Source organism: Pseudoduganella sp. GW821-FHT05F09, from assembly GCF_059419605.1.
Map to the genome: position 1 here is coordinate 77,928 of NZ_JBWKSD010000011.1, position 22,827 is coordinate 100,754.

The window sequence follows — 22,827 nt, forward strand, 5'->3', positions numbered from 1 at the left end:
CCCTATCAAGAAAGTATTTTCGTGAGCGCTTCCCCGAATGCCGGCCGAGCCTTGTGGCTGAAGACGCTGCACCAGTGGCATTGGATCAGTTCCGCGCTGTGCCTGCTGGGCATGTTTTTGTTCAGCATCACCGGCATTACGCTGAACCACGCGTCGCAAATCGAAGCCAAGCCCAGCGTGGTGCGCAAGCAGGCCGAAGCGCCCGCTGCGCTGGCCGCCGAACTGAAGAAGTTCGCCGCCGCGCACGACGGCGACAAGGCGCCGCTGCCCGACAGCGCCGAGCGCTGGCTGCGCGAGACCTGGTCGGTCAAGGCGGGCGGGCGCAGCGCCGAATGGTCGGCCGACGAGGTCTACCTGCCGCTGCCCAAAGCCGGCGGCGACGCCTGGGTGCGCATCGGCCTGGAGGACGGCGCCGCCGAATTCGAGCATACCGACCGTGGCTGGGTGTCCTGGCTGAACGACGTCCACAAGGGGCGCAACACCGGCGCCGCCTGGAACTGGTTCATCGACATCTTTGCCGCAGCCTGCCTGGTGTTCTGCATCACCGGCCTGCTGATACTGAAATTCCACGCAGCCAACCGGCCGTTCACCTGGCCCATGGTCGGGCTGGGCATCCTGATTCCCTTTGTCATTGCATTGCTGTTCATCCATTAAAAAGGCAACCCATGAAATTACGCTACTCCATCGCTGCCGCCATCCCCCTGCTCAGCGCCCAGGCCATGGCGGCCGACTTGGCCCTCAAGCTGGAAATCCCGCAACTGAACGTGGCGGAGTACCATCGCCCGTATATCGCGGCCTGGCTGGAGAATGCGGACCAGAAAGTGGTGGCCAACCTGGCGGTGCTGTATGACACCAAGAAGAAGGACAACGCCGGCAGCAAGTGGCTCAAGGACATGCGCCAATGGTGGCGCAAGAGCGGCCGCGACCTGGCCATGCCGATGGACGGCGTGAGCGGCGCCACCAAGGCGCCGGGCGAGCACACGCTGAGTTTCCCGCTGTCCAAGGACGGCCTGGACAAGCTGCCGGCCGGCCAGTACAACCTGCTGGTGGAAGTGGCGCGCGAAGCGGGCGGGCGGGAAGTGGTGAAAGTGCCGCTGACCTGGCCGCTGAAAGCCGCCCAGGTGGCTAGCGCCAAAGGCAAGGAAGAAGTCGGCGCCGTCGCCGTTCAACTCAAATAAAGGCAGCCCCACTATGAAAACCACAAAATTGCTGCTGGCCGCCGCGCTGGCCGGCCTGGCCCTGAACGCTTATGCCCACAAGCCGTGGCTGCTGCCCTCGTCCTCGCTGGTGGACGCCAAGGACGCCTGGGTGACGGTGGACGCCGCCATCTCCGAAGGCCTGTTCGACATCGACCACCAGCCGCTGAAGCTGGACGCCATCGTGGTGACCGGCCCGGACGGCGCCAAGGTGGAGCTGCAGAACGCCAGCACCGGCCGCCTGCGCAGCACCTTCGACGTCAAAATGAGCAAGCCGGGCACGTACAGGATCGCGCTGGTGCAGCAGAGCGTGATGGGCAGCTACAAGCTGAACGGCGAGATGAAGCGTTTCCGCGGCACCGAGGAAAGCCTGGCCAAGGACGTGCCTGCCGACGCGCAGGATGTCAAGCTGACGCGCACCGCCAGCCGCCTGGAAACCTTCGTCTCCGCCAATGAGACGGATACGGCGGTATTCAAGCCGACCGGCGTGGGGCTGGAGCTGGTGCCGGTAACGCACCCGAACGATCTGCGCGCGGGCGAGAAGGCCACCTGGCGCTTCCTGCTGGACGGCAAGCCTGCCGCCAACCAGGCCTTCAGCCTGATACCGGGCGGCGTGAAATACCGTGGCACGCTGGGCGAGGTACGCCACACCACCGACGCCAAGGGCGAAATCACCTTCACGCTGCCGGCAGCGAATATGTACCTGGTGAGCGCCAGCTGGCCGGCCGCCGCCGCCGCCCCCGCGCCGGGCCAGCCGCCGCAAATGCCGCCCCGCCGCGCCACTTACGGCGCCACGGTGGAAGTGCTGCCGCAATAAGGCCGCATCGCCTTCATCCGCGCGCGCGCCGGCTTGGCCGGCGCGCCGCTACCGCAGGCGGGCCGCCGGCCCGCCGTTTTCCTATGCGCCTGACACTGATACCCCACCAGATTTCCGAGCTTGCCCCGCCCAGTGGCGCCGCCATCCACAGCTTTGGCGGCCTGAGCATGGGCACCAGCTGGTCGGTGCTGGTGGCGGACAAGGGCGTGCCGCCCACCCTCCAGCAGCAGCTTCAGCAGCAGCTAGACAGTGTGGTGGCTGAAATGAGCCACTGGGAAGCCGGTTCCGACCTGGGCCGCTTCAACCGCGCCGCGCCGGGCAGCTGGCAGGCGCTGCCGCCGGCCTTTTTCGATGTGCTGTCCTTTGCCATGCAGGTGGCGCGCGAGTCCGGCGGCGCCTACGATCCCTGCGCCGGCGCCATCGTCAACGCCTGGGGCTTCGGTCCCTTCGGCCGGCACGACCAGCCGGGTTTCACGGCTCCGGACGCGGCACGCATCGCCGCGCTGCGCGCCGAACGGGCCGCGCAAGTGCTGCGGTTGGAGCCGGGGCCGGCGCCGCATGGCGGCGGGCGGGCGCTGCAGCCGGGCGGACTGCAGCTGGACCTGTCGGCCGTGGCCAAGGGCTACAGCGTGGACCGGCTGGCCCATTGCCTGATGGCCCAGGGCTGGCGCCACTTCCTGGTGGAGGTGGGCGGCGAGCTGCGCGGCGCGGGCATGAAGCCGGACGGCCAGCCGTGGTGGGTGGCGCTGGAACAGCCACCCGCCGCACCGCAGCCCGCACCGCAAGTCCAGCAGCTGCCCCAGATCGCGCTGGCGCTGCATGGCTTGTCGGTGGCCACCTCGGGCGACTACCGGCGCTATTTCCTGCAGGACGGCACGCGCTTTGCGCACACCATAGACCCGCGCAGCGCCATCCCCATCGCCAACCAGCTGGCCTGCGTCACGGTGGTGCATCCGCACTGCATGGCGGCGGACGCCTGGTCCACCGCGCTCACCGTGCTGGGCCTGGAGCAGGGCATGGTCCTGGCGGACCGGCTGGGCCTGGCGGCGCGCTTTGTGCTGCGCCGGGATGGCGGCGAAAGCAGTTATACGGAATACCTCAGCGGCCCGATGCGCGGCATGCTGGATGAAGAACAAGACTGACGCAGTGACTGACCAATGATACTGACCAACGATCCCTTGCGCCTGGCCCTGACGGCGGGCTGTTTCATGGCCTACGGCCTGGTGTGCCTGGCGCCCTGGCTGCGCCTGCGCCGCAAGCGCCGGGCCGGCGCGGCCGGTCAGGCGGCGGCCGCGCTGGCGCCGGGCTGGATCGTGGCTTACGCCAGCCAGACCGGCAGCGCCGAGCTGCTGGCCGGCCAGACCCTGGAAACGCTGCGCCTGGCCGGCATTCCGGCGCGGCTGTGCGAATTGTCCGAACTGAAACAGCGCGATCTGGCCGAGGCTGAGCGCATCTTGTTCCTTGTCAGCACCTACGGCGAGGGCGATGCGCCCGATGCGGCGGCGGCCTTCGCCAGCCGCATCATGACGCTGAGCCTGCCGCTGCCGCGCCTGCACTACGCGGTGCTGGCGCTGGGCGACATGTCCTACATCAATTATTGCGGCTTCGGCCGCGCGCTGGACCAGTGGCTGCGGGAGCAGGGCGCCAGCAGCCTGTTCGAGCGCATCGAGGTCAACTGCAACGCCGAACCGGCGCTCGCGGCGTGGCGCCAGCAGCTGAGCCACCTGGCCGGCACCAGCGACGCGCCGGACTGGAGCGCGCCGGCCTTCGGCGGCTGGCGCCTGGCCGAGCGCCGCCAGCTCAACCAGGGCAGCGCCGGGGCGCCCATTTTCCATATCGAGCTGGAACCCCTGGACGGCGCGCTGCCGGAGTGGCAGGCGGGCGACCTGGTGCAGGTGGCGCCGCCGTCCGACCCGTCGCGCGCGCGCGAGTATTCGATCGCCTCGGTGCCGTCCGACGGCCGGGTGCATTTGCTGGTGCGCCTGCATGTGCACGGGGACGGCAGCCACGGCCACGCCTCGGGCTGGCTGTGCAGGCAGGCCCAGCCGGGTGACACGGTGCAACTGCGGCTGCGCTCCCACCGCCGCTTCCGCCTGGAAGGCAACGCCGGCAGGCCGCTGATATTGATCGGCAACGGCAGCGGCATCGCCGGCTTGCGCGGGCATTTGCGCGCCCGCGCCCGCGCCGGCCAGGCGCGCAACTGGCTGCTGTTCGGCGAACGCCAGCAGGCCCACGACTACCATTACCGCGAGGAAATCGCCGCCTGGCGGCAGGCCGGCCAGCTGCCAGGGCTGGACCTGGCCTGGTCGCGCGACGGCGCGGCGCAGCGCTATGTGCAGGATTTGTTGCCGGCCCGCGCCGCGCAATTGCGGGACTGGGTGGCGGACGGCGCGGCGATTTATGTGTGCGGCAGCCTGGACGGCATGGCGGCGGGCGTGGACCAGGCGCTGGCAACGCTGCTGGGCCGGCCCGCGCTGGATGAACTGGCGGCGCAAGGCCGTTACCGGCGCGATGTGTACTGATCGTAGCGATGGGCTATGTTGCGGAAATCATACAAATTGGCGCGGTTTCCGTCGAATTGGCGGAACTTAATTTGTTCCCGGCGGGCTCAGCCAGAATAATCTCCAATTATCACACATTGTGTGACATTTTGACAACCTGGATAGCGATTTGCTCATAGTAAATGTGTCCGTTGCGTGACATCATCGAGCCTTCCAAGGGCAAGGATGTTAACTTTTTGTGAAGAAAAGATACGAGCACATTGCGTGCTTCCCTTGCATTTGATCCACGATGACAGGAGTTGTGCATGGTTTTTAAAGAGAAGATTGGCGCGCGTTCGGTGCGCTTGGCATTTGCAGTCCTGGCCGGTACGGCCGCGCTGACTGGCAACTCCGTTGCTCAGGAACAAATCCAAAAGGTTGAGATCACTGGTTCGGCCATTCGCCGCATCGCCGTTGAAGGCGCACTGCCAGTGCAGCGCCTGAGCCAAGAGCAGATCGCCAAGTCGGGCGCCACCACCGTGGCCGACCTGATCCAGGCCCTGCCTTCGATGCAAGGTTTCACCATTGATGCAATCGCAGCCGGCACCAACTCCGGCGGCCGCGTTTCGGCATCGATCCACGATATCGGCGAAAGCTACACCCTGGTGCTGCTGAACGGCCGCCGCATCGCGCCACAAGGCTCGGGCAGCGCCATCAACCTGAACGCCATCCCTATGGGCGCGGTTGAGCGCGTTGAGATCCTGACCGACGGCGCTTCGGCCCTGTACGGTTCGGACGCCATCGCTGGCGTTATCAACTTCATCCTGAAGAAAAACCTGCAAGGCGGCTCGATCGAAGCCGGCTACAGCCAGCCAGGCGACAGCAGCCCAGGTTCGCAGTCCAACATCAACGCCACCTACGGCTTCGGCGACCTGAACAAGGACCGCTTCAACGTGATGGCTTCGTTCCGCCACGACGAGCGCAAGCAGATCAAAGCAATCGACCGCGACTTCGCGTCGACCGCTTATGTTCCGTTCAGCAACAACGGCACCAACTACATCTACGACCGCACCAGCCCGGCAGCCATCCCTGCCAACGTGTCGGCCACTTTCAACAAGGTGGGCAGCGATCCTATCGGCTTCAACCCGTACCAGAAGAAAAACGGTACTTGCGCACCGATGAACCAGCTGGCGCTGAGCAACACCGCACTGGTGCAGAACTGCGGCTTCGACTTCGTGCAGACCATCGAGATCGTGCCTGAGAACAAGCGCGACAGCTTCTTCGGTAAAGCCACCTTCAAGGCCACCGAAGACATCACCGTGTTCGCCGAAGCCGCTTACTCGCGCCTGGACCTGACCGCGCGTATCGCACCGAACACCGCGTCGGTATCGATCGCCAAGGGCACGCCGCTGTACAACACCTATGTCAAGCCTTACCTGACCGCAGCGCAGGACGCCGACATCAAGGCCGTGACCGCCAGCTATCGTACCTACGACTGGGGCACCCGCGACAGCCAGACCATCACCGATTCCAAGAACTTCGTGCTGGGCGCGGACGCTGAATTCGGCGCCTGGACCTTCGGCACCGGCCTGACCTGGTCGCAGAACGCGATCGACGAACGCTATGTTGGCGGCTACGTGAAGAACACGGAATTCCGCGACATGCTGTCGAAGAACCTGTTCGACCCGTTCCTGGGCATCGGCGCGCAAACCGACGCCACCAAGCAGCTGATCGCCAACTCGGTGTACAAGGGTTCGATCCGCGACGCTTCGACCACCCTGAAAGGCATCGACGGCCGCGCTTCGCGTGAACTGTTCGCACTGCCGGGCGGTCCTGCAGCCATCGCGCTGGGCGGCGACTACCGCAACTACCACTACGTGCAGACCCCGCATGCCACCAGCTCGGACATCTTCGGCTTCAGCGCTTCGCCAGCCTACGATCTGGAACGCGCCAACTACGGCGTATTTGCCGAGGTGAGCGCACCGGTGCACAAGACCGTCGAGCTGAGCGCAGCTGCCCGCTACGACACCTTCGACGCGGTCAAGAACGCTGTTGCCAACCGCGACATGGGCTCCAAAGAGTCGTCCAGCACCTACAAGGTGTCGGCACGTTGGCAGCCTAGCCAGTCCTTCCTGGCCCGCGGTTCCTACGGCACCGGCTTCAAGGCACCTTCCATGCTGGACATCGGCCAGCCGCTGGTGGCTGCAGGCTTCACCGCTTCGTCGTGGGATTGCCCTGCCAACCTGAAAGCTGAAAAAGCTGACTACTGCCAGGTTGGCAAGCGCCAGTACAATGTCATTTCGGGCGGCAACGAAAACCTGAAACCGGAAAAATCCAAGCAGTTCACCGTTGGCTTCCGTTTCGAGCCAACCGCGACCTTCTCGGTGCAGGCTGACCTGTGGGACGTGAAAATCCGCGACGCAGTGTCGAGCGTGAGCGAAGCCCAGATCTTCGGCGATCCGGTCAAGTTCCGCGACCTGTTCACCACCTTCGTGGACCCAGGCAACAACCAGACCTACTGGGCTAAGAAGACCCTGTCGATCAACATCGGCCAGACCCACAACCAAGGTATTGACTGGGAAACCACCTACCGTCACCGCTTTGCTTTCGGCAACCTGACCAGCACGCTGAACGGCACCTACCTGATCAAGTCGGACTACACCCGTCCAGGTACGGATAACGACTGGGTGAACAGCATGAACTACTTCGGTATCAACGATGCCGTGTCGTTCCGCCACATCATCCGTCTGGCCACCACGCTGGACACCGGCGCGTTCTCGAACACGCTGACCGCCAACTACCGCAACGGCTACACCGATGCGGAAGCGGAAAGCCGCAACCTGAGCACCGGCAAGCTGGAGAAGTTCCGCATGGAAGTTCCATCGCACCTGACCTTCGACTGGCAGGGTAAATGGACCATCAACAAGCAAATCGGCCTGCGCGCTGGTGTGAAAAACATCGCCGACCGCAACCCGCCGTTCTCGCTGCGCGCTTCGTCCGGCCACCAGGTTGGTTTCGACCCACGCTATGCTGACCCTATGGGCCGCACCTTCTACATGACCGGTACCTATACCTTCTAATGTAGACTGAACTGGCCGCCCTGCGGCCAGGGCAAAACAAAAACCCGCGGGTTCCGAAAGGAACCGGTGGGTTTTTTTATGCGCGGAAGAATCAGGCCAGGTCGGCTTCCTCCAGGCCGCGCGCCAGGCTGGAGATGCTGGGGTTGTCGATGAACACGCAGCGCTTGCCGGTGCGCTTGCAGAAGTCCTTCACGCGCCAGTAGGCGCTGTGGCTGATGCAGCCGGTCTGGCAGATCACCAGGTCGGCGGCGGCCAGGCTGGCCTCCAGGCGGTTGGCGTTGTCCTCCAGGCCGCCGTCGTGGTGGGCGAACTGGGCGCCCACGCGCTCGATCAGCGCGCGGTAGGTCGCCACATTGCCGGTGCGTCCGCCCACGCACAGGATGCTGCGGTCGGCCAGCCGTTCCGGCATGCGGATCACGTGTTCGGCGGGCGGCTGCGCGGCGCCGCGCTCGGCCTGGGGCTGGGCCTGGACGGCGGCGCCTGCCGGGGCCGGGGCCTGCATGGCGGCCTGCGCCGCCTGCGCTTGCGCCAGTTCCTGCTTCAGGTCCGCCACCTGGTTGCGCAGCGCGCGCTCGCGCTCGTCCACCTGGCTCAGGCGCTGGGCCAGGCGGTCGCGCGTGTCCAGGCCGGGAATCGAGGCGCGCAGCTGTTCCAGTTCGTGGCGCAGCGAGTCGGCCAGGCTGTCGCGTCCCACCAGATGGGCGCGCAGCTGCATCAGCTGGCTGGCGTGCTGGTCCAGCTCGGCGTTGCGCTCCAGCTGCATGGCGGCATTGCGCTGCTGCAGGCGCGCCAGTTCGCGCGTCATGCGCGAATTTTCCTCCAGCACCGCATGGAAGCGGCTGATGTCGGCGCGCGCGCAGGCGCCGGCCTGGTGCTGCACCATGTGCAGGTCGCGGCACATCTGTTCCTCCAGCTCCGGCGTGCAGCGCGCATGCGTGAGGCCGGCCCAGAAGGCGCCAGCCACGTCGCCGTTGGCCACGGCGGCGCGCCACAGCGCGGCCACCGTAGCGCTGTCCTTGGCGCTCTTGAAGCGCAGCAGCACGCCGGCGTAGCGCCGCTCCAGTTCCTTCTGCAAGGCCTCGGACAGGCGGTTGCGGGCGCCGCATTCGGTCACTACGCCCACGTGGACTTCGTAGTCGTCCGCCACCACGGCGCCGCCGGTGATTTTGCCCACCAGCTTGCGCAGCGCCGCCAGCGGCATGCCGACGCCGACCAGCGGGCAATGGCAGGCGTGGCCCAGTTCCCACAAGCGCCGGCGGCGCGAGGTCTGCGCGCCGCCGGCGCCGGTTTGGGATTGATGTTTATCGCACATGGCGCCGCCTCACGCCGCCTGCTCGCCGCGCGAGCGGGCCATCAGCCGTTCCAGGAAGTTGTGCTTTTCCTGCACCGGCATGGCGCGCTCGACCACGCCGGCCCATTGCTCGGATAGCTGCTGGCAGGTGGCGCTGAGCACCGGCGCCAGTTCCGGCAGGCTGGCCAGTGCTTTCAAGTGGCGCTCGATGACCGAGGCCAGCTTCAGGCAGGCCCCGCTTTCGCCGGCGCTGGCCGTGTAGTGCGACATCAGGTGCAGCACGGCGGACAGCATCAGTTCGGGGCGCTGGCCGCCCTGGTTATTGGTCAGGAAGATAGGATCGGTACGGTCGATGATAGCCATCAGGCACTCCTCGCAAGGTCGGGAAGGCTGGCTACCGCAATGCGGATGGCTGGCTGGGGTGGGAATCTTCGGATGCTCAGGCGGTCAGGATCAGCTTGCCGAGCTGGGTGATGCGCAGGCGGTAGACTTTGTTGCCGTGTTCAATTTCCACTTCCCGCTGGTCCTGCATCAGTCCGGCGCTGGTCAGGCGGCGGACGGAGGAAGCGGCCGGAGCGGTACTGCGCGCAGCGGCGGGGAGGGCGGCGCTTGCGGGCGCCAGGATGGATTTCTCTGCATGCATGTTTTACACTCCATTAAATGAGAACGATTCGCATTTGCATTATTGTTCAAGCCTGCTTTATTTGCAAGAACAATTTGCGTGGAGCGCGGCCATAAAAAAAGGCCCGCGGTGCGCGGGCCAAACTGGGGTGTACCCTGAAGAAAACTAGACGGTGGCGTACAGCGGCTGGGCGCCTGGCGCCGACGCCGATGCGGCCGCCGCTGCCGCCTTGGCGCGGGCGGCGGGCTGGCGTCCGCGCGCGCGCGACGGCGGCAGGCGGCGCAGGTTTTTCAGCGCTTCCGGATCCTTGATGCCTATGGTGCGCTGGTCGACGCTGATCAGGCCCACCTCGTTGAAGGCGGACAGCGTGCGGCTGACCGTTTCCAGCGTCAGGCCCAGGTAGCTGCCGATTTCGTGGCGCGTCATGCGCAGGTTGAACAGCTTGCTGGAATAACCCATTTGCGCAAAGCGGTCCGACAGCGCCACCAGAAAGCGCGCCACGCGCGCCTCGGCGCTGAGCGCGCCCAGCATGCCTATCATGGCTTGCTCGCGCACCAGTTCGCGGCTCATCACGCCGTACATCATGTTTTCCAGTTCAATGTGCACGCGGCCCAGCGCGGCCAGCTTGCGGAAGGGCAGCAGGATCAGGTCGCAGTCCGACAGCGCCACCGCTTCCGACGAGTAGTGGCGGGTGTGGATGCCGTCCACGCCCATCATGTCGCCTTTCATCGGGAAGCTGAGCACCTGCTCGTTGCCGAATTCGTCGATGAGCACGGTTTTCAGGAAGCCGGAGTTGACGATGTACAGCATGTCGAAGGGCTGGCCTATGGTGTGGATGCGCTGGCCCGTTTTGAACTGCACGTGCTGGAACAGCAGCTCCTCCGAGTGGGCGATGTTGACGGGAGGGATATGCAGCAGTTCGCAGACTTCCGTCAGGTTGGACCACAGCCGGCCCTGGCGCTGGCGCCCGGCCTCCAGGCCGGACAGTGGCGCCACCGGCGTGCCGGGGCGGAATTCGTTGATGTGCGTAGACTGCATGCTTTTCTCCTTGTAGCAGTTATGACCTTCTGGCAACTTCCATCGTGTGATTTCAGTATGCCAACATGGTCTTGCCATAGATATCAGCCGAGGCTGATTGTGGGCGTAGGAGTAAGCGCCCGTTTGTAGGAGTTGTCCTACGTTTTGAAGGGGGACAGCAGGCGGTGCGCCACGGCGTACTGCACCATTTCAGAGAGCGAGTTCATGCCCATCTTCTGCATGATGCGGGTCTTGTGGGTGCTGACCGTCTTTACACTAAGATGCAAGCCATTGGCGATTTCGGTGATGGATTTGCCGGCCACCAGCAGCGAAAACACCTCGAACTCGCGGTCCGACAGCTGTTTGTGCAGCAGGCTCTCGTTGGGCAGCATGATGTTGAGCGCCAGCTGCTCGGCCACTTCGGTGCTGATATAGGGCCGGCCGGCGGCCACGCGCCGGATTGCGCCCAGCAGCTGGGTGCCGGCGCTTTCCTTGGTCAGATAGCCTTGCGCGCCGGCGCGGATGGCGCGCACCGCGTACTGCTCTTCCTCGTGCATGGTGAGTATCAGGATGGCCAGCTTGGGCGCTTCGCTGCGGATCTGCCGTATCAGCTCGATGCCGCTGCGCCCCGGCATGGACAGGTCCAACAGCAGCAAGTCGAAACCGCCCTGGCGGATGTGGTTCAGTACTTCAAAACCGTCGATGGCTTCGCCGACGATATCGATGTCGGGCGCGCCGTCGAGGATGCGCTTGAGGCCCTCGCGCATTATGGTGTGGTCGTCGGCAATGACTATTTTGATCATGGATTGCGAAGTAGTGTTACAGGGAAGGGACGGCGGGCGGCGCTCAGTCCGGCAAGGGTTCTTTCAGCAGGCGGTGCACCAGCACCGGCAGCTTCGAGTGGGACAGCACCTTGTTGGTGACGCTGCCCAGCAGCAGCTGTCCCCAGCCGCTGCGGCCGTGCGAGCCCATGAAGATCAGGTCGCAGCCCTGCTGCGCCGCCACATCGACGATCTTCAGCGCCGTGCTTTCGGCGAACGCGGTCAGGCCCTGGCATTCCAGGCCTTTCTTGCGGCAGGAGTCCAGGATGGGCTGTACATGCTCGGCGCCGGCGCGCTGCATGGCGGCGCGGTATTCCTCCTCGCTCGGATAGCTGGGCGGAATGATTTCAACGTAGATGGGGTATTGGTATTCCGGCGCCACGAACAGGGCCAGCACTTCGGCGCCCATTTGCTGGGCAAACGCCACGCCGGCGCAGGCGGTCATCTTGGAGACGGCCGAGCCATCGGTGGTGATCAGGATTTTGCGGTACATATGCAGCTCCTTGTCTATGAAAATCCGCTACGCTATCGGGGGCCATACTTTATTGTAGCCGCGATTACGCCCATTATTAGGATGGAAAGACTTGATATTTATCAAGAAACACAGGAAACACCACGTCAAATACGCACCATGTCCTGGACGATTTTTTTGCCGCATCGCGGTATTTGTTCCTCTGAGGCACCCCGAGGCGCCCCTGGCGATGTTAGTATCTCCAAATACAACAGAAAACTCCGTTTACGCCATGCCACAGGGTGGGGCAAGCGCCTTTCCAGCGCCGGTGATTGAACAACCGGCCAGCGCCCTGCTACACTCGCGTAAGCGGTTTGAATATTGCCGGGCGTCATCACGCGAAGCGCCGGGGCGAGCAGCATAGCATTTTGACAAATTAGGAGAAGCAGGGATATGACCAACGCCGCTGATGATTTCGACGCACTATTTGATGAAGTGTCCGCGCAACGCGCTACAGAACCGGCACCCGCACCTGCTCCCGTAGCTGCTGCGCCTGCCCCATCCGCCGAGGATGATCTGGAGAGCCTGTTCGACGAAGTCTCTGCCTCCCGTCCGGCCGCAGCGGCTCCAGCCGCCCCGGCCGCTGCAGCCCCAGCCGCCCCGGCCGCCGACGCTGGCGCCGGCGAGCACCATGGCGACGGCAACCCGATGTTCGAACGCCTGGGCGGCATTGTGCGCCTGCTGCACGATTCGCTGCGTGAACTGGGCTACGACAAGGCGCTGACGGAAGCGTCGGCCCAGATCGGCGACGCCCAGGACCGCCTGGAATACGTGGCCAGCCTGACCGAGCAGGCCGCCAACAAGGTGCTCAACACCCTGGACGACGGCATGCCGGCCCAGGACGTGCTGTCCAAGCAGTCCAAGGCCATGGAAGACCGCTGGGCCGCCCTGTTCGCGGGCAAGCTCAGCCTGGACGAATTCAAGACCCTGGCCGGCGACTCGCGCGACTTCGCGCAGGCGGTGTCGGCCGCGACCGAGGCGGAAAAAGCCCGCCTGCTGGAAATCATGATGGCCCAGGACTTCCAGGACATCACCGGCCAGCTGATCAAGAAAGTGGTCGGCATCACCAAGACGGTGGAATCGGAACTGGCGCAGCTGTTGAAAGACAACGCGCCGACCGAGGTGCGCGAGAAGATCGCGCAGAAAGAGGTGTCGCTGATGTCCGGCCCATCCGCACCGACGGTGGCGCTGAACCAGGACAGTGTCGATGACCTGCTTGCCGATCTGGGATTCTAATGGACGATATGCTCAAGGAGTTCGTCGTCGAGGCGATGGACCTGGCTGTAAATGTTGAAGAAAACCTGTTGCGCCTCGAACGCGACCCGGAAAACAAGGAAACGCTGAACGCGGTGTTCCGCGCCTTCCACACCATCAAGGGCGGCGCCGGCTTCATGAGCCTGGGCGCCCTGGTGTCGGCCTGCCACCTGACGGAAAACCTGTTCGACGCGCTGCGCACCGGCGCCGCGCCGGTCACGCCTATCGCCATCGAGGCGGCGCTGATGGCGTCCGGCTTCGTGGCCGACCAGCTGACCGAACTGAACAACGGCGGCGCCGCGGAAGACCTGCCGGCCATGCCGGGCGAGCTGGAAGCCATCCTGAAGGACGCCATCGAAGGCAAGGGCAACGCGCCGGCCAAGGCCGCGCCTGCCGCTGCCGCTGTGCCCGCCGCACCGGTTGCGGCCGCCGCGCCCGCCGCCGCCGCTGCTCCGGCCGCCGCCTCGGCTGACGGCCTGGACTGGGAGGGCATGTATATCTCCGTGGTGCCGGAAGGCACGTACACGCGCAGCGCCGCCGCGCCCGCCGCCGCAGCCGCCCCGGCCGTGTCCGAGGGCGTGGCTGCCGCCATCGCCGCCGCCGCCGACGTCGCACCCGCCGCCCCGGCTGCGGCCCGCGCCCGTCCGGAGCGCGACGACGCCAAGGCGCACGCCGCGCCGGCCAAGGAAGAAAGCATCCGTATCGACGCCGTCAAGCTCGACGCGCTGCTGGAAGTGGCCGGCGAATCGGTGCAGGCCGCCAACCAGGCCGCCGTGCTGCTGGAGCGTCTGCAGCAATTCAAATTCGAAGGCCAGGCCGCCAGCCTGATGTCGGCGCTGACCGAAACGCTGGAGCGCGCTTCGCGCTACTCGACCGAACTGCAGCGCGCCACGCTGGCCACCCGCATGCAGCCGGTGGGCCGTTTGTTTCAGAAATTCCCGCGCCTGGTGCGCGAGCTGGCGAAGGACCTGGGCAAGGAAGTCGAGCTGACCATCGAAGGCGCGGAGACCGAAGTCGACCGCGTGGTGGTGGACAGCCTGTACGATCCGCTGGTGCACATGCTGCGCAACGCGCTCGACCACGGCGTGGAATCGCCGGACGTGCGCGTGGCCGCCGGCAAGCCGGCCAAGGCCTACATCTCGCTGAAAGCATGGCAGGAAGCCAACAGCGTCATGATCGTGCTGCAGGACGACGGCAAGGGCATGGACCCGATCGCGCTGCGCAAGAAAGCGGCGGAAAAGGGCCTGATCTCGCCATCTGCTAACATGACGGACGACGAATCGTACCAGCTGGTGTTCCTGCCGGGCTTTTCGACCAAGGAAGTCGCTTCCAGCGTGTCCGGCCGCGGCGTGGGCATGGACGTGGTGAAGACCGCCGTGGAGAAGAACCGCGGCGCCATCCACATCGAATCGGCGCTGGGCAAGGGCACCAAGTTCGCCATCCGCCTGCCGATCGAGCTGTCGATCGTGCCGACCATGCTGGTCTCGACCTCGGGCGCGCTGCTGGCGCTGCCGATGGCCGTGGTGCAGCGCGTGGTCGAACTGCCGGAAGAGTTCATGGAAGTGGGCGGCGCGCCGGTGCTGAAGGACCAGGGCCGTCCGCTGCCGGTGCGCACGCTGGCCGGCGCGCTGGGCTACGCGCCCGCGTCGGAACGCGTGGGCATCGTGGTCAACGCGCCGCAGCCATACATCCTGGCCGTGGAAGCGGTCGACGGCACGGCCGACCTGGTGATCAAACCGATGACGGCGATCGCCGTCGAGGGCATTACCGGCACCGCGCGTTCGGCCGAGGGCGCGCTAGTGCTAGTGGTGGGCCTATCGTTCCTGATGGACGGATGCAGGGGTAGTGTGCGCATGGCGGCTTAAAACCCGCCGGCAGCAAGAAAACACAAAAGCCTGCGAGATCCGCAGGCTTTTTTTTCAAAGGGCGTCATACAAGGTGGATCGGAACCTGAAGCCGCATCGGCTCACGAGGCGGACAGACGGGCTTGGTTTTGCATTGCACAAATATGGCATAATCAAAGTGAAATTCTCACACGGGCAGTAGCAGCAATCATGAAGACGCTTTACGACAAACTCTGGGAATCCCATGTGGTGCGCACCGAAGAAGACGGTACGTCCATCCTTTATATCGACCGCCACCTGGTGCACGAAGTAACCAGCCCGCAGGCATTCGACGGCCTGCGCGCCGCCAACCGCCAGCCGTGGCGCATTTCCGCCAACCTGGCGGTGGCCGACCACAACGTGCCGACCACCGACCGTTCGCACGGCATCGCCGACCCCACCTCGCGCCTGCAGGTGGAAACGCTGGACGCCAACACCAAGTCGGTCGGCATGACCTACTTCAACATGAACGACAAGCGCCAGGGCATCGTGCACGTGATCGGGCCGGAGCAGGGCGCCACGCTGCCGGGCATGACGGTGGTCTGCGGCGACTCGCACACCTCCACCCACGGCGCCTTCGGCGCGCTGGCGCACGGCATCGGCACCTCCGAAGTGGAGCACGTGCTGGCCACCCAGACGCTGCTGCAGAAAAAATCCAAGGCCATGCTGGTGCAGGTCGACGGCGCGCTGCCGGCCGGCGTGACCTCCAAGGACATCGTGCTGGCCATTATCGGCAAGATCGGCACCGCCGGCGGCAACGGCTACGCGATTGAATTCGGCGGCTCCACCATCCGCGCCCTGTCCATGGAAGGCCGCATGACGGTGTGCAATATGGCGATCGAAGCGGGCGCGCGCGCCGGCATGGTCGCCGTGGACGACACCACCATCAACTACGTCAAGGGCCGTCCTTTCTCGCCCGTGGGTCCGCACTGGGACCGCGCGGTGGAGTACTGGCGCACCCTGCATTCGGACGCCGGCGCGAAATTCGACCTGGTGGTCACGCTGGACGCGGCGCAGATCAAGCCGCAGGTGACCTGGGGCACCTCGCCCGAGCAGGTGGTTGCCATCGACGGCCGCGTGCCGGACCCGGACCTGGAAAAAGACGCCGTCAAGCGCGACGCCATGGAAAAAGCCCTGGTGTATATGAACCTCAAGCCCAACACCGCCATCGAGGACATCCGCATCGACAAGGTCTTCATCGGCTCCTGCACCAATTCCCGCATCGAGGACTTGCGCGCGGCCGCCGCCGTGGTGCGCGGCAAGCAGCGCGCCTCCAACGTCAAGCTGGCGCTGGTGGTGCCGGGCTCCGGCCTGGTGAAAGAGCAGGCCGAGCGCGAAGGCCTGGACACCATCTTCCGCGACGCCGGCTTCGAATGGCGCGAGCCGGGCTGCTCCATGTGCCTGGCCATGAACGCCGACCGCCTGGAACCGGGCGAGCGCTGCGCCTCCACCTCGAACCGCAACTTCGAAGGCCGCCAGGGCCAGGGCGGACGCACCCACCTGGTGTCGCCCGCCATGGCGGCGGCAGCCGGCATCGCCGGCCACTTCGTCGACGTGCGCAAGGTGCACTGAACTTTCTTTACTTTTTAGACTACGAGAATCCCACCATGAAAACGCTAACCACCTTGATCCTTGCCACCCTCGTGCTGACCGGCTGCAACACCATTTCCGGCATCGGCAGGGACGTACAAAAGGCCGGCCAGGTCGTGACCAGCGCCGGCGGGAAATAACAGCAGCATGCCGGCGCCGCGAGCACGCGCGCCGGTCTGCACTATGCAGAAAACATCATGGAAAAATTTACGATCTACGAAGGACTGGTGGCCCCGCTTGACCGCGCCAATGTCGACACCGACGCCATCATCCCGAAGCAATTCCTGAAGTCCATCCACCGCACCGGCTTCGGCCCCAACCTGTTCGACGAGTGGCGCTACCTGGACCACGGCGAACCCGGCATGGACAACAGCAAGCGTCCGCTGAACCCGGACTTCGTGCTGAACCAGCCGCGCTACCAGGGCGCCTCCATCCTGCTGGCGCGCAAGAACTTCGGCTGCGGCTCCTCGCGCGAGCACGCGCCGTGGGCGCTGGACCAGTACGGCTTCCGCGCCATCATCGCGCCCAGCTTCGCCGACATCTTTTTCAACAATAGCTACAAAAGCGGCTTGCTGCCCATCGTATTGAGCGAGCAACAGATCGATCATCTGTTCAATGAAGTCAAGGCCTTCCCCGGTTATCGCCTGGTGGTGGATCTTGAACAGCAGCGTATTTCCACCAGCAACGGCAGCGTCTCCTACCCCTTCGAGATCGACGCCTTCCGCAAATACTGCCTGATGAACGGACTTGACGATATCGGCCTGACGCTGCGCCACGCAGACAGCATCCGCAGCTTCGAAGAGCGTCATCTGGCGAACCAGCCCTGGCTGGCCAACGTCATCTAAGAACTCATATGAAAATTGCTATCCTCCCGGGCGACGGCATCGGCCCGGAAATCGTGGCGCAGGCAGTCAAGGTACTGAATGTGCTGGACGAGAAATTCGAACTGGAAACCGCCCCGGTCGGCGGCGCCGGCTATGCCGCGCACGGCCACCCGCTGCCGGAAGGCACGCTGGCGCTGGCCAAGGCGGCCGACGCGGTGCTATTCGGCGCCGTCGGCGACTACCAGTACGACGGCCTGGAACGCGCGCTGCGCCCGGAGCAGGCCATCCTCGGCCTGCGCAAGAACCTGGGCCTGTTCGCCAACCTGCGCCCGGCCATCCTGTATCCTGAACTGGCCGGCGCTTCCACGCTGAAGCCGGAAGTGGTGTCCGGCCTGGACATCCTGATCATCCGCGAACTGACCGGCGACATCTACTTCGGCCAGCCGCGCGGCGTGCGCGAGTGCCCGGACGGCCCCTTCAAGGGCCAGCGCGAGGGTTTCGACACCATGCGCTACGCCGAAGGCGAAATCCGCCGCATCGCCCACGTGGCCTTCCAGGCCGCGCAAAAGCGCGGCAAGCGCCTGACCAGTGTGGACAAGGCCAATGTGCTGGAGACCTTCCAGTTCTGGAAAGACGTCGTGATCGACGTCCACAAGGAATACCCGGACGTGGCGCTGGAGCATATGTACGTCGACAACGCCGCCATGCAGCTGGTGCGCGCGCCGAAGAAGTTCGACGTCATCGTCACCGGCAATATGTTCGGCGACATCTTGTCGGACGCGGCCGCCATGCTGACCGGTTCGATCGGCATGCTGCCGTCGGCCTCGCTGGACGCCAACAACAAGGGCCTGTATGAGCCGTCGCATGGTTCCGCGCCGGACATCGCAGGCAAGGGCATCGCCAATCCGCTGGCGACCATTCTGTCCGCAGCCATGATGCTGCGCTTCTCGCTGAACCGCCCCGAACAGGCCGAGCGCATCGAGAACGCCGTCAAGAAGGTGCTGTCGCAAGGCTTGCGCACCGTGGACATCTATGAAGCCGGCACCACGAAGGTCGGCACGGAACAAATGGGCGATGCAGTCGTTGCAGCGCTGGCAAACTAAAAGGCTGGGGCCGGACCCATGGGTCCGAGCCCCCGGTTCAAATATTCAAGGGATAGCAAAATGAAACTCGTAGGTCTGGTAGGTTGGCGCGGCATGGTCGGTTCGGTCCTGATGCAGCGCATGCAGGAAGAGGGCGATTTCGCCCACATCGAGCCGGTGTTCTTCACCACTTCGAACACCGGCGGCAAAGCGCCGGCCATGGCGAAGAATGAAACCGTGCTGAAGGACGCCACCAATATCGACGAACTGAAGCGCTGCGAGATCATCATCTCCTGCCAGGGCGGCGACTACACCTCGGAAGTGTTCCCGAAACTGCGCGCGGCAGGCTGGAACGGCTACTGGATCGACGCGGCCTCCACGCTGCGCATGGAAAAAGACGCCGTCATCGTGCTGGACCCGGTCAACCTGAACGTCATCAAGGACGCGATGGCCAAGGGCGTGAAGAACTTCGTCGGCGGCAATTGCACCGTGTCCTGCATGCTGATGGGCCTGGGCGGCCTGTTCAAGCACGACCTGGTGGAATGGATGACCTCCATGACCTACCAGGCGGCATCGGGCGGCGGCGCGCAGCACATGCGCGAACTGCTGACCCAGTTCGGCACCATCAACGCCGCCGTGCGTCCGCTGCTGGACAACCCGGCCTCGGCCATCCTGGAAATCGACCGCCAGGTGCTGGCCACCCAGCACGGCTACTCGCCGGACGAGATCAAGCAGTTCGGCGCCCCGCTGGCCGGCAACCTGATCCCGTGGATCGACAAGGACCTGGGCAACGGCCAGTCCAAGGAAGAGTGGAAGGGCGGCGCCGAGACCAACAAGATCCTGGGCCGCGGCCTGGACTTCGGCACGGCGGCGATTCCTGTGGACGGCCTGTGCGTGCGCATCGGCGCCATGCGCTGCCACTCGCAGGCGCTGACCATCAAGCTGAAGAAGGATGTGCCGCTGGATGAAGTGAACGACATCATCGCCAGCGACAACCAGTGGGTCAAGTTCGTGCCGAACACGCGCGAAGCGTCGGTGCGCGACCTGTCGCCGGCCGCCGTCACCGGCAGCCTGACCATCCCGGTCGGCCGCGTGCGCAAGATGAGCATGGGCGGCGAATACCTGTCCGCCTTCACCGTGGGCGACCAGTTGCTGTGGGGCGCGGCCGAACCGCTGCGCCGCATGCTGCGCATCGTACTCGACAAATAAGCCCAGGCGCTTGCGTCAAAAGGCCGATTTCATAGGGAAATCGGCCTTTTTTTTAAGCATCAAACTTTGAATTCAGCATAGAGGGGACAGAAGGCGCGGCAAAGCTTGCATGCTCCTTTGCATGGTGATATGTTGATATATCTCGGAAAGCAACTTTTCCGCTCAATCACACACGCCATCGACACTATGCATGTAAATCGCCCCCCAAAGACCGTTACGTTCGCGTTGAAAACACTCGCCAGTGCTGTCGCCTGTGCGGTGCTGCTGTCCCCGGCAGCCAACGCAGCCGGCTTGGGCAAGCTCACTGTGCTGTCGTCGCTGGGCCAGCCGCTGCGCGCGGAGATCGAGCTGACCGCCGTCAGCGCCGACGAAGCGTCCGGCCTGTCGGCCAAGCTGGCGCCGGCGGACGCCTTCCGCCTGGCCAATATCGATTTCAACCCGGCCCTGCTGTCGCTGCGCTTTGACGTGGACCAGCGCAATGGCCGCCAGTTCATCCGCGTCAGCTCCACCCAGCCGGTGAACGAGCCCTTCGTGGACATGCTGCTGGAACTGAGCTGGACCGGCGGCCGCCTGGTGCGTGAATACACCTTCCTGCTCGATCCGGCCGAACTGCGCAGCACCCAGTCGGCGCAGGTCGCCGCGCCGGTGGACGTGCCGTCGCGCGCCGCCGCGCCGGCTGCTGCTCCGGCCGCCGCCGCGCCATCGCCCGCCGCCCTGGCCGCCGCCGCGCGCGCGCAGGCCCAGCCGCAAGCGCCGGCCGCGCCCCGCGCCGCGCCAGCCCCTGCGCCACGTGCCGCCGGCGACGACGCCAAGGAATACCAGGTCAAGCCGGGCGACACGCTGGGCCGCATCGCCTCGCGCCTGAAACCGGCCGACGTCTCGCTGGACATGATGCTGGTGGCGCTGTACCGCGCCAATCCGGAAGCCTTCGTGGGCAACAATATGAACCGCCTGAAATCGGGCCAGATCCTGGCGGTGCCCGATTCGGACGCCATCAAGGGCGGCGCCGCCGAGGGCGAAGCGCACGGCGTGGTGATTGCCCATGCGGCCGATTTCAACGCCTACCGCAGCAAGCTGGCGGGGCAGGTATCGTCCAGCACGCCGGCCAAGGCGCCGGAAAGCAGCCAGAGCGCGGCCGGCAAGATCACCGCCAAGGTCGAGGAGCGCCCGACCGCCGTCACGGAATCGAAAGACCAGCTCAAGCTGTCCAAGGCCGCTGGCGCAGCGGCGGCGGGCAAGACCGCGGTGGCTGGCGAGGAAGACAAGATCGCCCGCGAAAAGCAGGTGGGTGAAGCCAATGCCCGCGTGAAGGAACTGGAAAAGAACGTCGCCGACCTGGAAAAGCTGATGGCGGTGAAGAACAAGACCATGGCCGAGAAGCAGCAGGCGGCCAGCGCGCCGCCGGCAGCGGCTTCGGTGGCTTCGGCTCCTGTTCCGGCCCCGGCCCCCAAGCCGAAAGCGAAACCGCCGGTGGTGGCGCCGGTCGCCCAGCCTGGCGTGATGGACATCATCATGGACAACATCCAGGCCATCGGCATTGCGCTGGCGGCCCTGCTGGGCGGCGCCGGCTTCCTGCTGGCGCGCCGCCGCAAGCAGGAGCAGGCCGGCTCCATCCTGCCGAAGCAGGAAATCAGCGTACTGGGCGATCCCGGTGCGCAAGCCCAGCCGCTGATCGCCGAGACCGGCGGCCAGAGCGTGGACACCAGCAACAGCGTCTTCAATTCCAATTTCGCGCCATCGGCCAGCCAGCTCGACACCAATGAAGTCGACCCGGTTGCCGAAGCGGACGTGTACATCGCCTACGGCCGCGACGCGCAAGCCGAAGAGATCCTGAAGGAGGCGCTGCGCACCCATCCGGAACGCCACGCGGTGCGCCTGAAGCTGATGGAAATCTTCGCCAACCGCAAGGACGCGCGCTCCTTCGAGATGCAGGCGAGCGAACTGTACGCGCTGACCAAGGGCGAAGGCGAAGACTGGGCCCAGGCGGCACTGCTGGGCCAGACGATAGATCCGCAAAATCCGCTGTACGCGAATGCCGGCTCGGGCGCCGGAGCCGGATTCGGCGCCGTTGCGGCCGCCGGTGCGGGCGCGGCAGCCGGGTATGCCGCAGCCGACAACGCAGCCATGGATGACTTTGCCAGCATGTTTGCCGAACCGCCTGCCGCCGAAGCCGCGCCAGCGCCGTCGGCCGCCGATTTCAGCGGCCTGGACCTCGATCTGAGCCAGGACCTGGCTCCGGCGGCGCCCGCCGCATTCGCCGCCGCGCCGCAAGCCGACACCAATCTGATGGACTTCGACCTGGACCGCGACGCCACCGCGCTGCCGTCCTTCGACGAGCCTGCTGCCACCACGCCGCCGCTGCCCACCCCGGCCTCGGTGGCCGCGGCAGCCGACGCCGACCACTTCCTGGACTTCGACCTCGGCGGCCTGAGCTTCGAGCCGGTGGCCGCAGCCGCCGCGCCGGCGATAGAAATGCCTGCGCCTGCGGACGACGAGCCGGCGATTGTGGCCGAGGCCAGCGCGCCGGCGGCCGATGCCGCCGCCGAACCGTTCGACTTCGCCTTCGACCTGGACCCGCCGGCCAAGGCCGAAGCCGCTCCGGCGCCGGCGCAGGAAGCCGCTTCGGACGCCAAGGCGGACGACTTCAGCATGGACTTCGGCCTGGACCTGCCGGCCTCGGCAAATGAGCCCACCGCCGCGCCCGCTGCGCAGCCCGACCCGCTGGCCGAGCTGGACATGATGGACTTCAAGCTGCCGGACGAGCCTGCAGCCCCGGCCCCGGCGCCAGCCAGCGCCGAGCTGTCGATGGATGACTTCGACATCCCCGGCATGGCCGGCGCTGCCCCGGTCCCGGCCGCCACGCCGGCCCCGGCCCCGGCGGCGCCCGAGTTCGACCTGTCCGGCATCGACCTGGACCTGCTGGGCAGCGCCGCCGCCAAGGCGCCCGCGCTGGGCGACGACGAAATGTCGGCCCTGCACATGGAAATGGACACCAAGCTGGACCTGGCGATCGCCTACCAGGAAATCGGCGACAAGGAGGGCGCGCGCGAGCTGCTCGACGAGGTGATCCGTGGCGGCAGCGACGACCAGGTGTCCCGCGCCAGCTCCATGCGCGCCTTGCTCGGCTAAGGCCGCCGGGCCAGCCGCCCC

General features: G+C 65.6%; 20 protein-coding genes. 14 read left to right on the forward strand and 6 right to left on the reverse strand.

What is annotated here, in order from left to right:
- Nucleotides 1-21 precede the first annotated feature (21 nt).
- The 6 genes from AC07S4_RS27720 to AC07S4_RS27745 all read left to right on the forward strand — a co-directional run bounded on the left by AC07S4_RS27720 (nt 22) and on the right by AC07S4_RS27745 (nt 7,573).
- The gene (locus tag AC07S4_RS27720; protein WP_494989672.1) at nt 22-654 is read left to right on the forward strand and encodes a PepSY-associated TM helix domain-containing protein; all 633 of its coding nucleotides are present in this window, start codon (nt 22-24) and stop codon (nt 652-654) included.
- Between the two features lie 11 nt (nt 655-665).
- Complete coding sequence (locus AC07S4_RS27725; RefSeq protein ID WP_494989673.1) at nt 666-1,178, forward strand: DUF2271 domain-containing protein; 513 nt, start codon at nt 666-668, stop codon at nt 1,176-1,178.
- A 13-nt stretch (nt 1,179-1,191) separates the two neighbouring features.
- Nucleotides 1,192-2,013: a DUF4198 domain-containing protein gene (locus AC07S4_RS27730; protein WP_494989674.1), complete on the forward strand. Its 822-nt coding sequence runs from the start codon at nt 1,192-1,194 to the stop codon at nt 2,011-2,013.
- An 83-nt stretch (nt 2,014-2,096) separates the two neighbouring features.
- Complete coding sequence (locus tag AC07S4_RS27735; protein ID WP_494989675.1) at nt 2,097-3,155, forward strand: FAD:protein FMN transferase; 1,059 nt, start codon at nt 2,097-2,099, stop codon at nt 3,153-3,155.
- Nucleotides 3,156-3,170: 15 nt separating this feature from the next.
- Nucleotides 3,171-4,535 carry a sulfite reductase subunit alpha gene (locus tag AC07S4_RS27740; RefSeq protein ID WP_494989676.1) on the forward strand — a complete coding sequence of 455 codons (1,365 nt, stop codon included), beginning with the start codon at nt 3,171-3,173 and terminating at the stop codon, nt 4,533-4,535.
- Between the two features lie 449 nt (nt 4,536-4,984).
- The gene (locus AC07S4_RS27745; protein ID WP_494989677.1) at nt 4,985-7,573 is read left to right on the forward strand and encodes a TonB-dependent receptor; all 2,589 of its coding nucleotides are present in this window, start codon (nt 4,985-4,987) and stop codon (nt 7,571-7,573) included.
- A gap of 91 nt (nt 7,574-7,664) precedes the next feature.
- Here AC07S4_RS27745 and AC07S4_RS27750 read toward each other — a convergent pair whose 3' ends face one another.
- The 6 genes from AC07S4_RS27750 to AC07S4_RS27775 form a co-directional block, all read right to left on the reverse strand.
- The gene (locus AC07S4_RS27750) at nt 7,665-8,885 is read right to left on the reverse strand and encodes a DUF2325 domain-containing protein (RefSeq protein ID WP_494989678.1); all 1,221 of its coding nucleotides are present in this window, start codon (nt 8,883-8,885) and stop codon (nt 7,665-7,667) included.
- Between the two features lie 9 nt (nt 8,886-8,894).
- Nucleotides 8,895-9,227 (reverse strand): hypothetical protein, encoded by a 333-nt coding sequence (locus AC07S4_RS27755; protein WP_494989679.1) that lies wholly within the window; start codon nt 9,225-9,227, stop codon nt 8,895-8,897.
- Between the two features lie 76 nt (nt 9,228-9,303).
- Nucleotides 9,304-9,507, reverse strand: coding sequence for a hemin uptake protein HemP (hemP, locus tag AC07S4_RS27760; protein WP_494989680.1), 204 nt, complete (start codon nt 9,505-9,507; stop codon nt 9,304-9,306).
- A 144-nt stretch (nt 9,508-9,651) separates the two neighbouring features.
- Nucleotides 9,652-10,524 carry a Crp/Fnr family transcriptional regulator gene (locus AC07S4_RS27765; protein WP_494989681.1) on the reverse strand — a complete coding sequence of 291 codons (873 nt, stop codon included), beginning with the start codon at nt 10,522-10,524 and terminating at the stop codon, nt 9,652-9,654.
- A 137-nt stretch (nt 10,525-10,661) separates the two neighbouring features.
- A complete protein-coding gene (locus AC07S4_RS27770; protein ID WP_161072676.1) occupies nt 10,662-11,306 on the reverse strand; it encodes a response regulator in 645 nt (214 codons plus the stop codon).
- Nucleotides 11,307-11,349: 43 nt separating this feature from the next.
- Nucleotides 11,350-11,817, reverse strand: a complete 468-nt coding sequence (locus tag AC07S4_RS27775) for a universal stress protein (protein ID WP_494989682.1) — start codon at nt 11,815-11,817, stop codon at nt 11,350-11,352.
- A 411-nt stretch (nt 11,818-12,228) separates the two neighbouring features.
- On the opposite strand from AC07S4_RS27775, the gene AC07S4_RS27780 reads away from it, so the two are divergent.
- From AC07S4_RS27780 to AC07S4_RS27815, 8 genes are all read left to right on the forward strand, one after another.
- Nucleotides 12,229-13,071, forward strand: a complete 843-nt coding sequence (locus AC07S4_RS27780; RefSeq protein ID WP_494989683.1) for a protein phosphatase CheZ — start codon at nt 12,229-12,231, stop codon at nt 13,069-13,071.
- Complete coding sequence (locus AC07S4_RS27785) at nt 13,071-14,954, forward strand: chemotaxis protein CheA (protein WP_494989684.1); 1,884 nt, start codon at nt 13,071-13,073, stop codon at nt 14,952-14,954. Before AC07S4_RS27780 ends, AC07S4_RS27785 begins: the two co-directional genes overlap by 1 nt.
- 186 nt (nt 14,955-15,140) lie before the next feature.
- Nucleotides 15,141-16,544 carry a 3-isopropylmalate dehydratase large subunit gene (gene leuC / locus AC07S4_RS27790; RefSeq protein ID WP_494989782.1) on the forward strand — a complete coding sequence of 468 codons (1,404 nt, stop codon included), beginning with the start codon at nt 15,141-15,143 and terminating at the stop codon, nt 16,542-16,544.
- A gap of 35 nt (nt 16,545-16,579) precedes the next feature.
- Nucleotides 16,580-16,702 (forward strand): entericidin A/B family lipoprotein, encoded by a 123-nt coding sequence (locus AC07S4_RS27795; RefSeq protein ID WP_132138349.1) that lies wholly within the window; start codon nt 16,580-16,582, stop codon nt 16,700-16,702.
- A 57-nt stretch (nt 16,703-16,759) separates the two neighbouring features.
- A complete protein-coding gene (gene leuD, locus AC07S4_RS27800; RefSeq protein WP_494989685.1) occupies nt 16,760-17,407 on the forward strand; it encodes a 3-isopropylmalate dehydratase small subunit in 648 nt (215 codons plus the stop codon).
- Between the two features lie 8 nt (nt 17,408-17,415).
- Nucleotides 17,416-18,489: a 3-isopropylmalate dehydrogenase gene (gene leuB, locus AC07S4_RS27805; protein WP_494989686.1), complete on the forward strand. Its 1,074-nt coding sequence runs from the start codon at nt 17,416-17,418 to the stop codon at nt 18,487-18,489.
- Nucleotides 18,490-18,549: 60 nt separating this feature from the next.
- A complete protein-coding gene (gene asd / locus AC07S4_RS27810) occupies nt 18,550-19,677 on the forward strand; it encodes an aspartate-semialdehyde dehydrogenase (RefSeq protein WP_161072670.1) in 1,128 nt (375 codons plus the stop codon).
- 291 nt (nt 19,678-19,968) lie between these two features.
- A complete protein-coding gene (locus AC07S4_RS27815; protein ID WP_494989687.1) occupies nt 19,969-22,806 on the forward strand; it encodes a motility hub landmark protein FimV in 2,838 nt (945 codons plus the stop codon).
- The last annotated feature ends 21 nt before the right edge of the window (nt 22,807-22,827 follow it).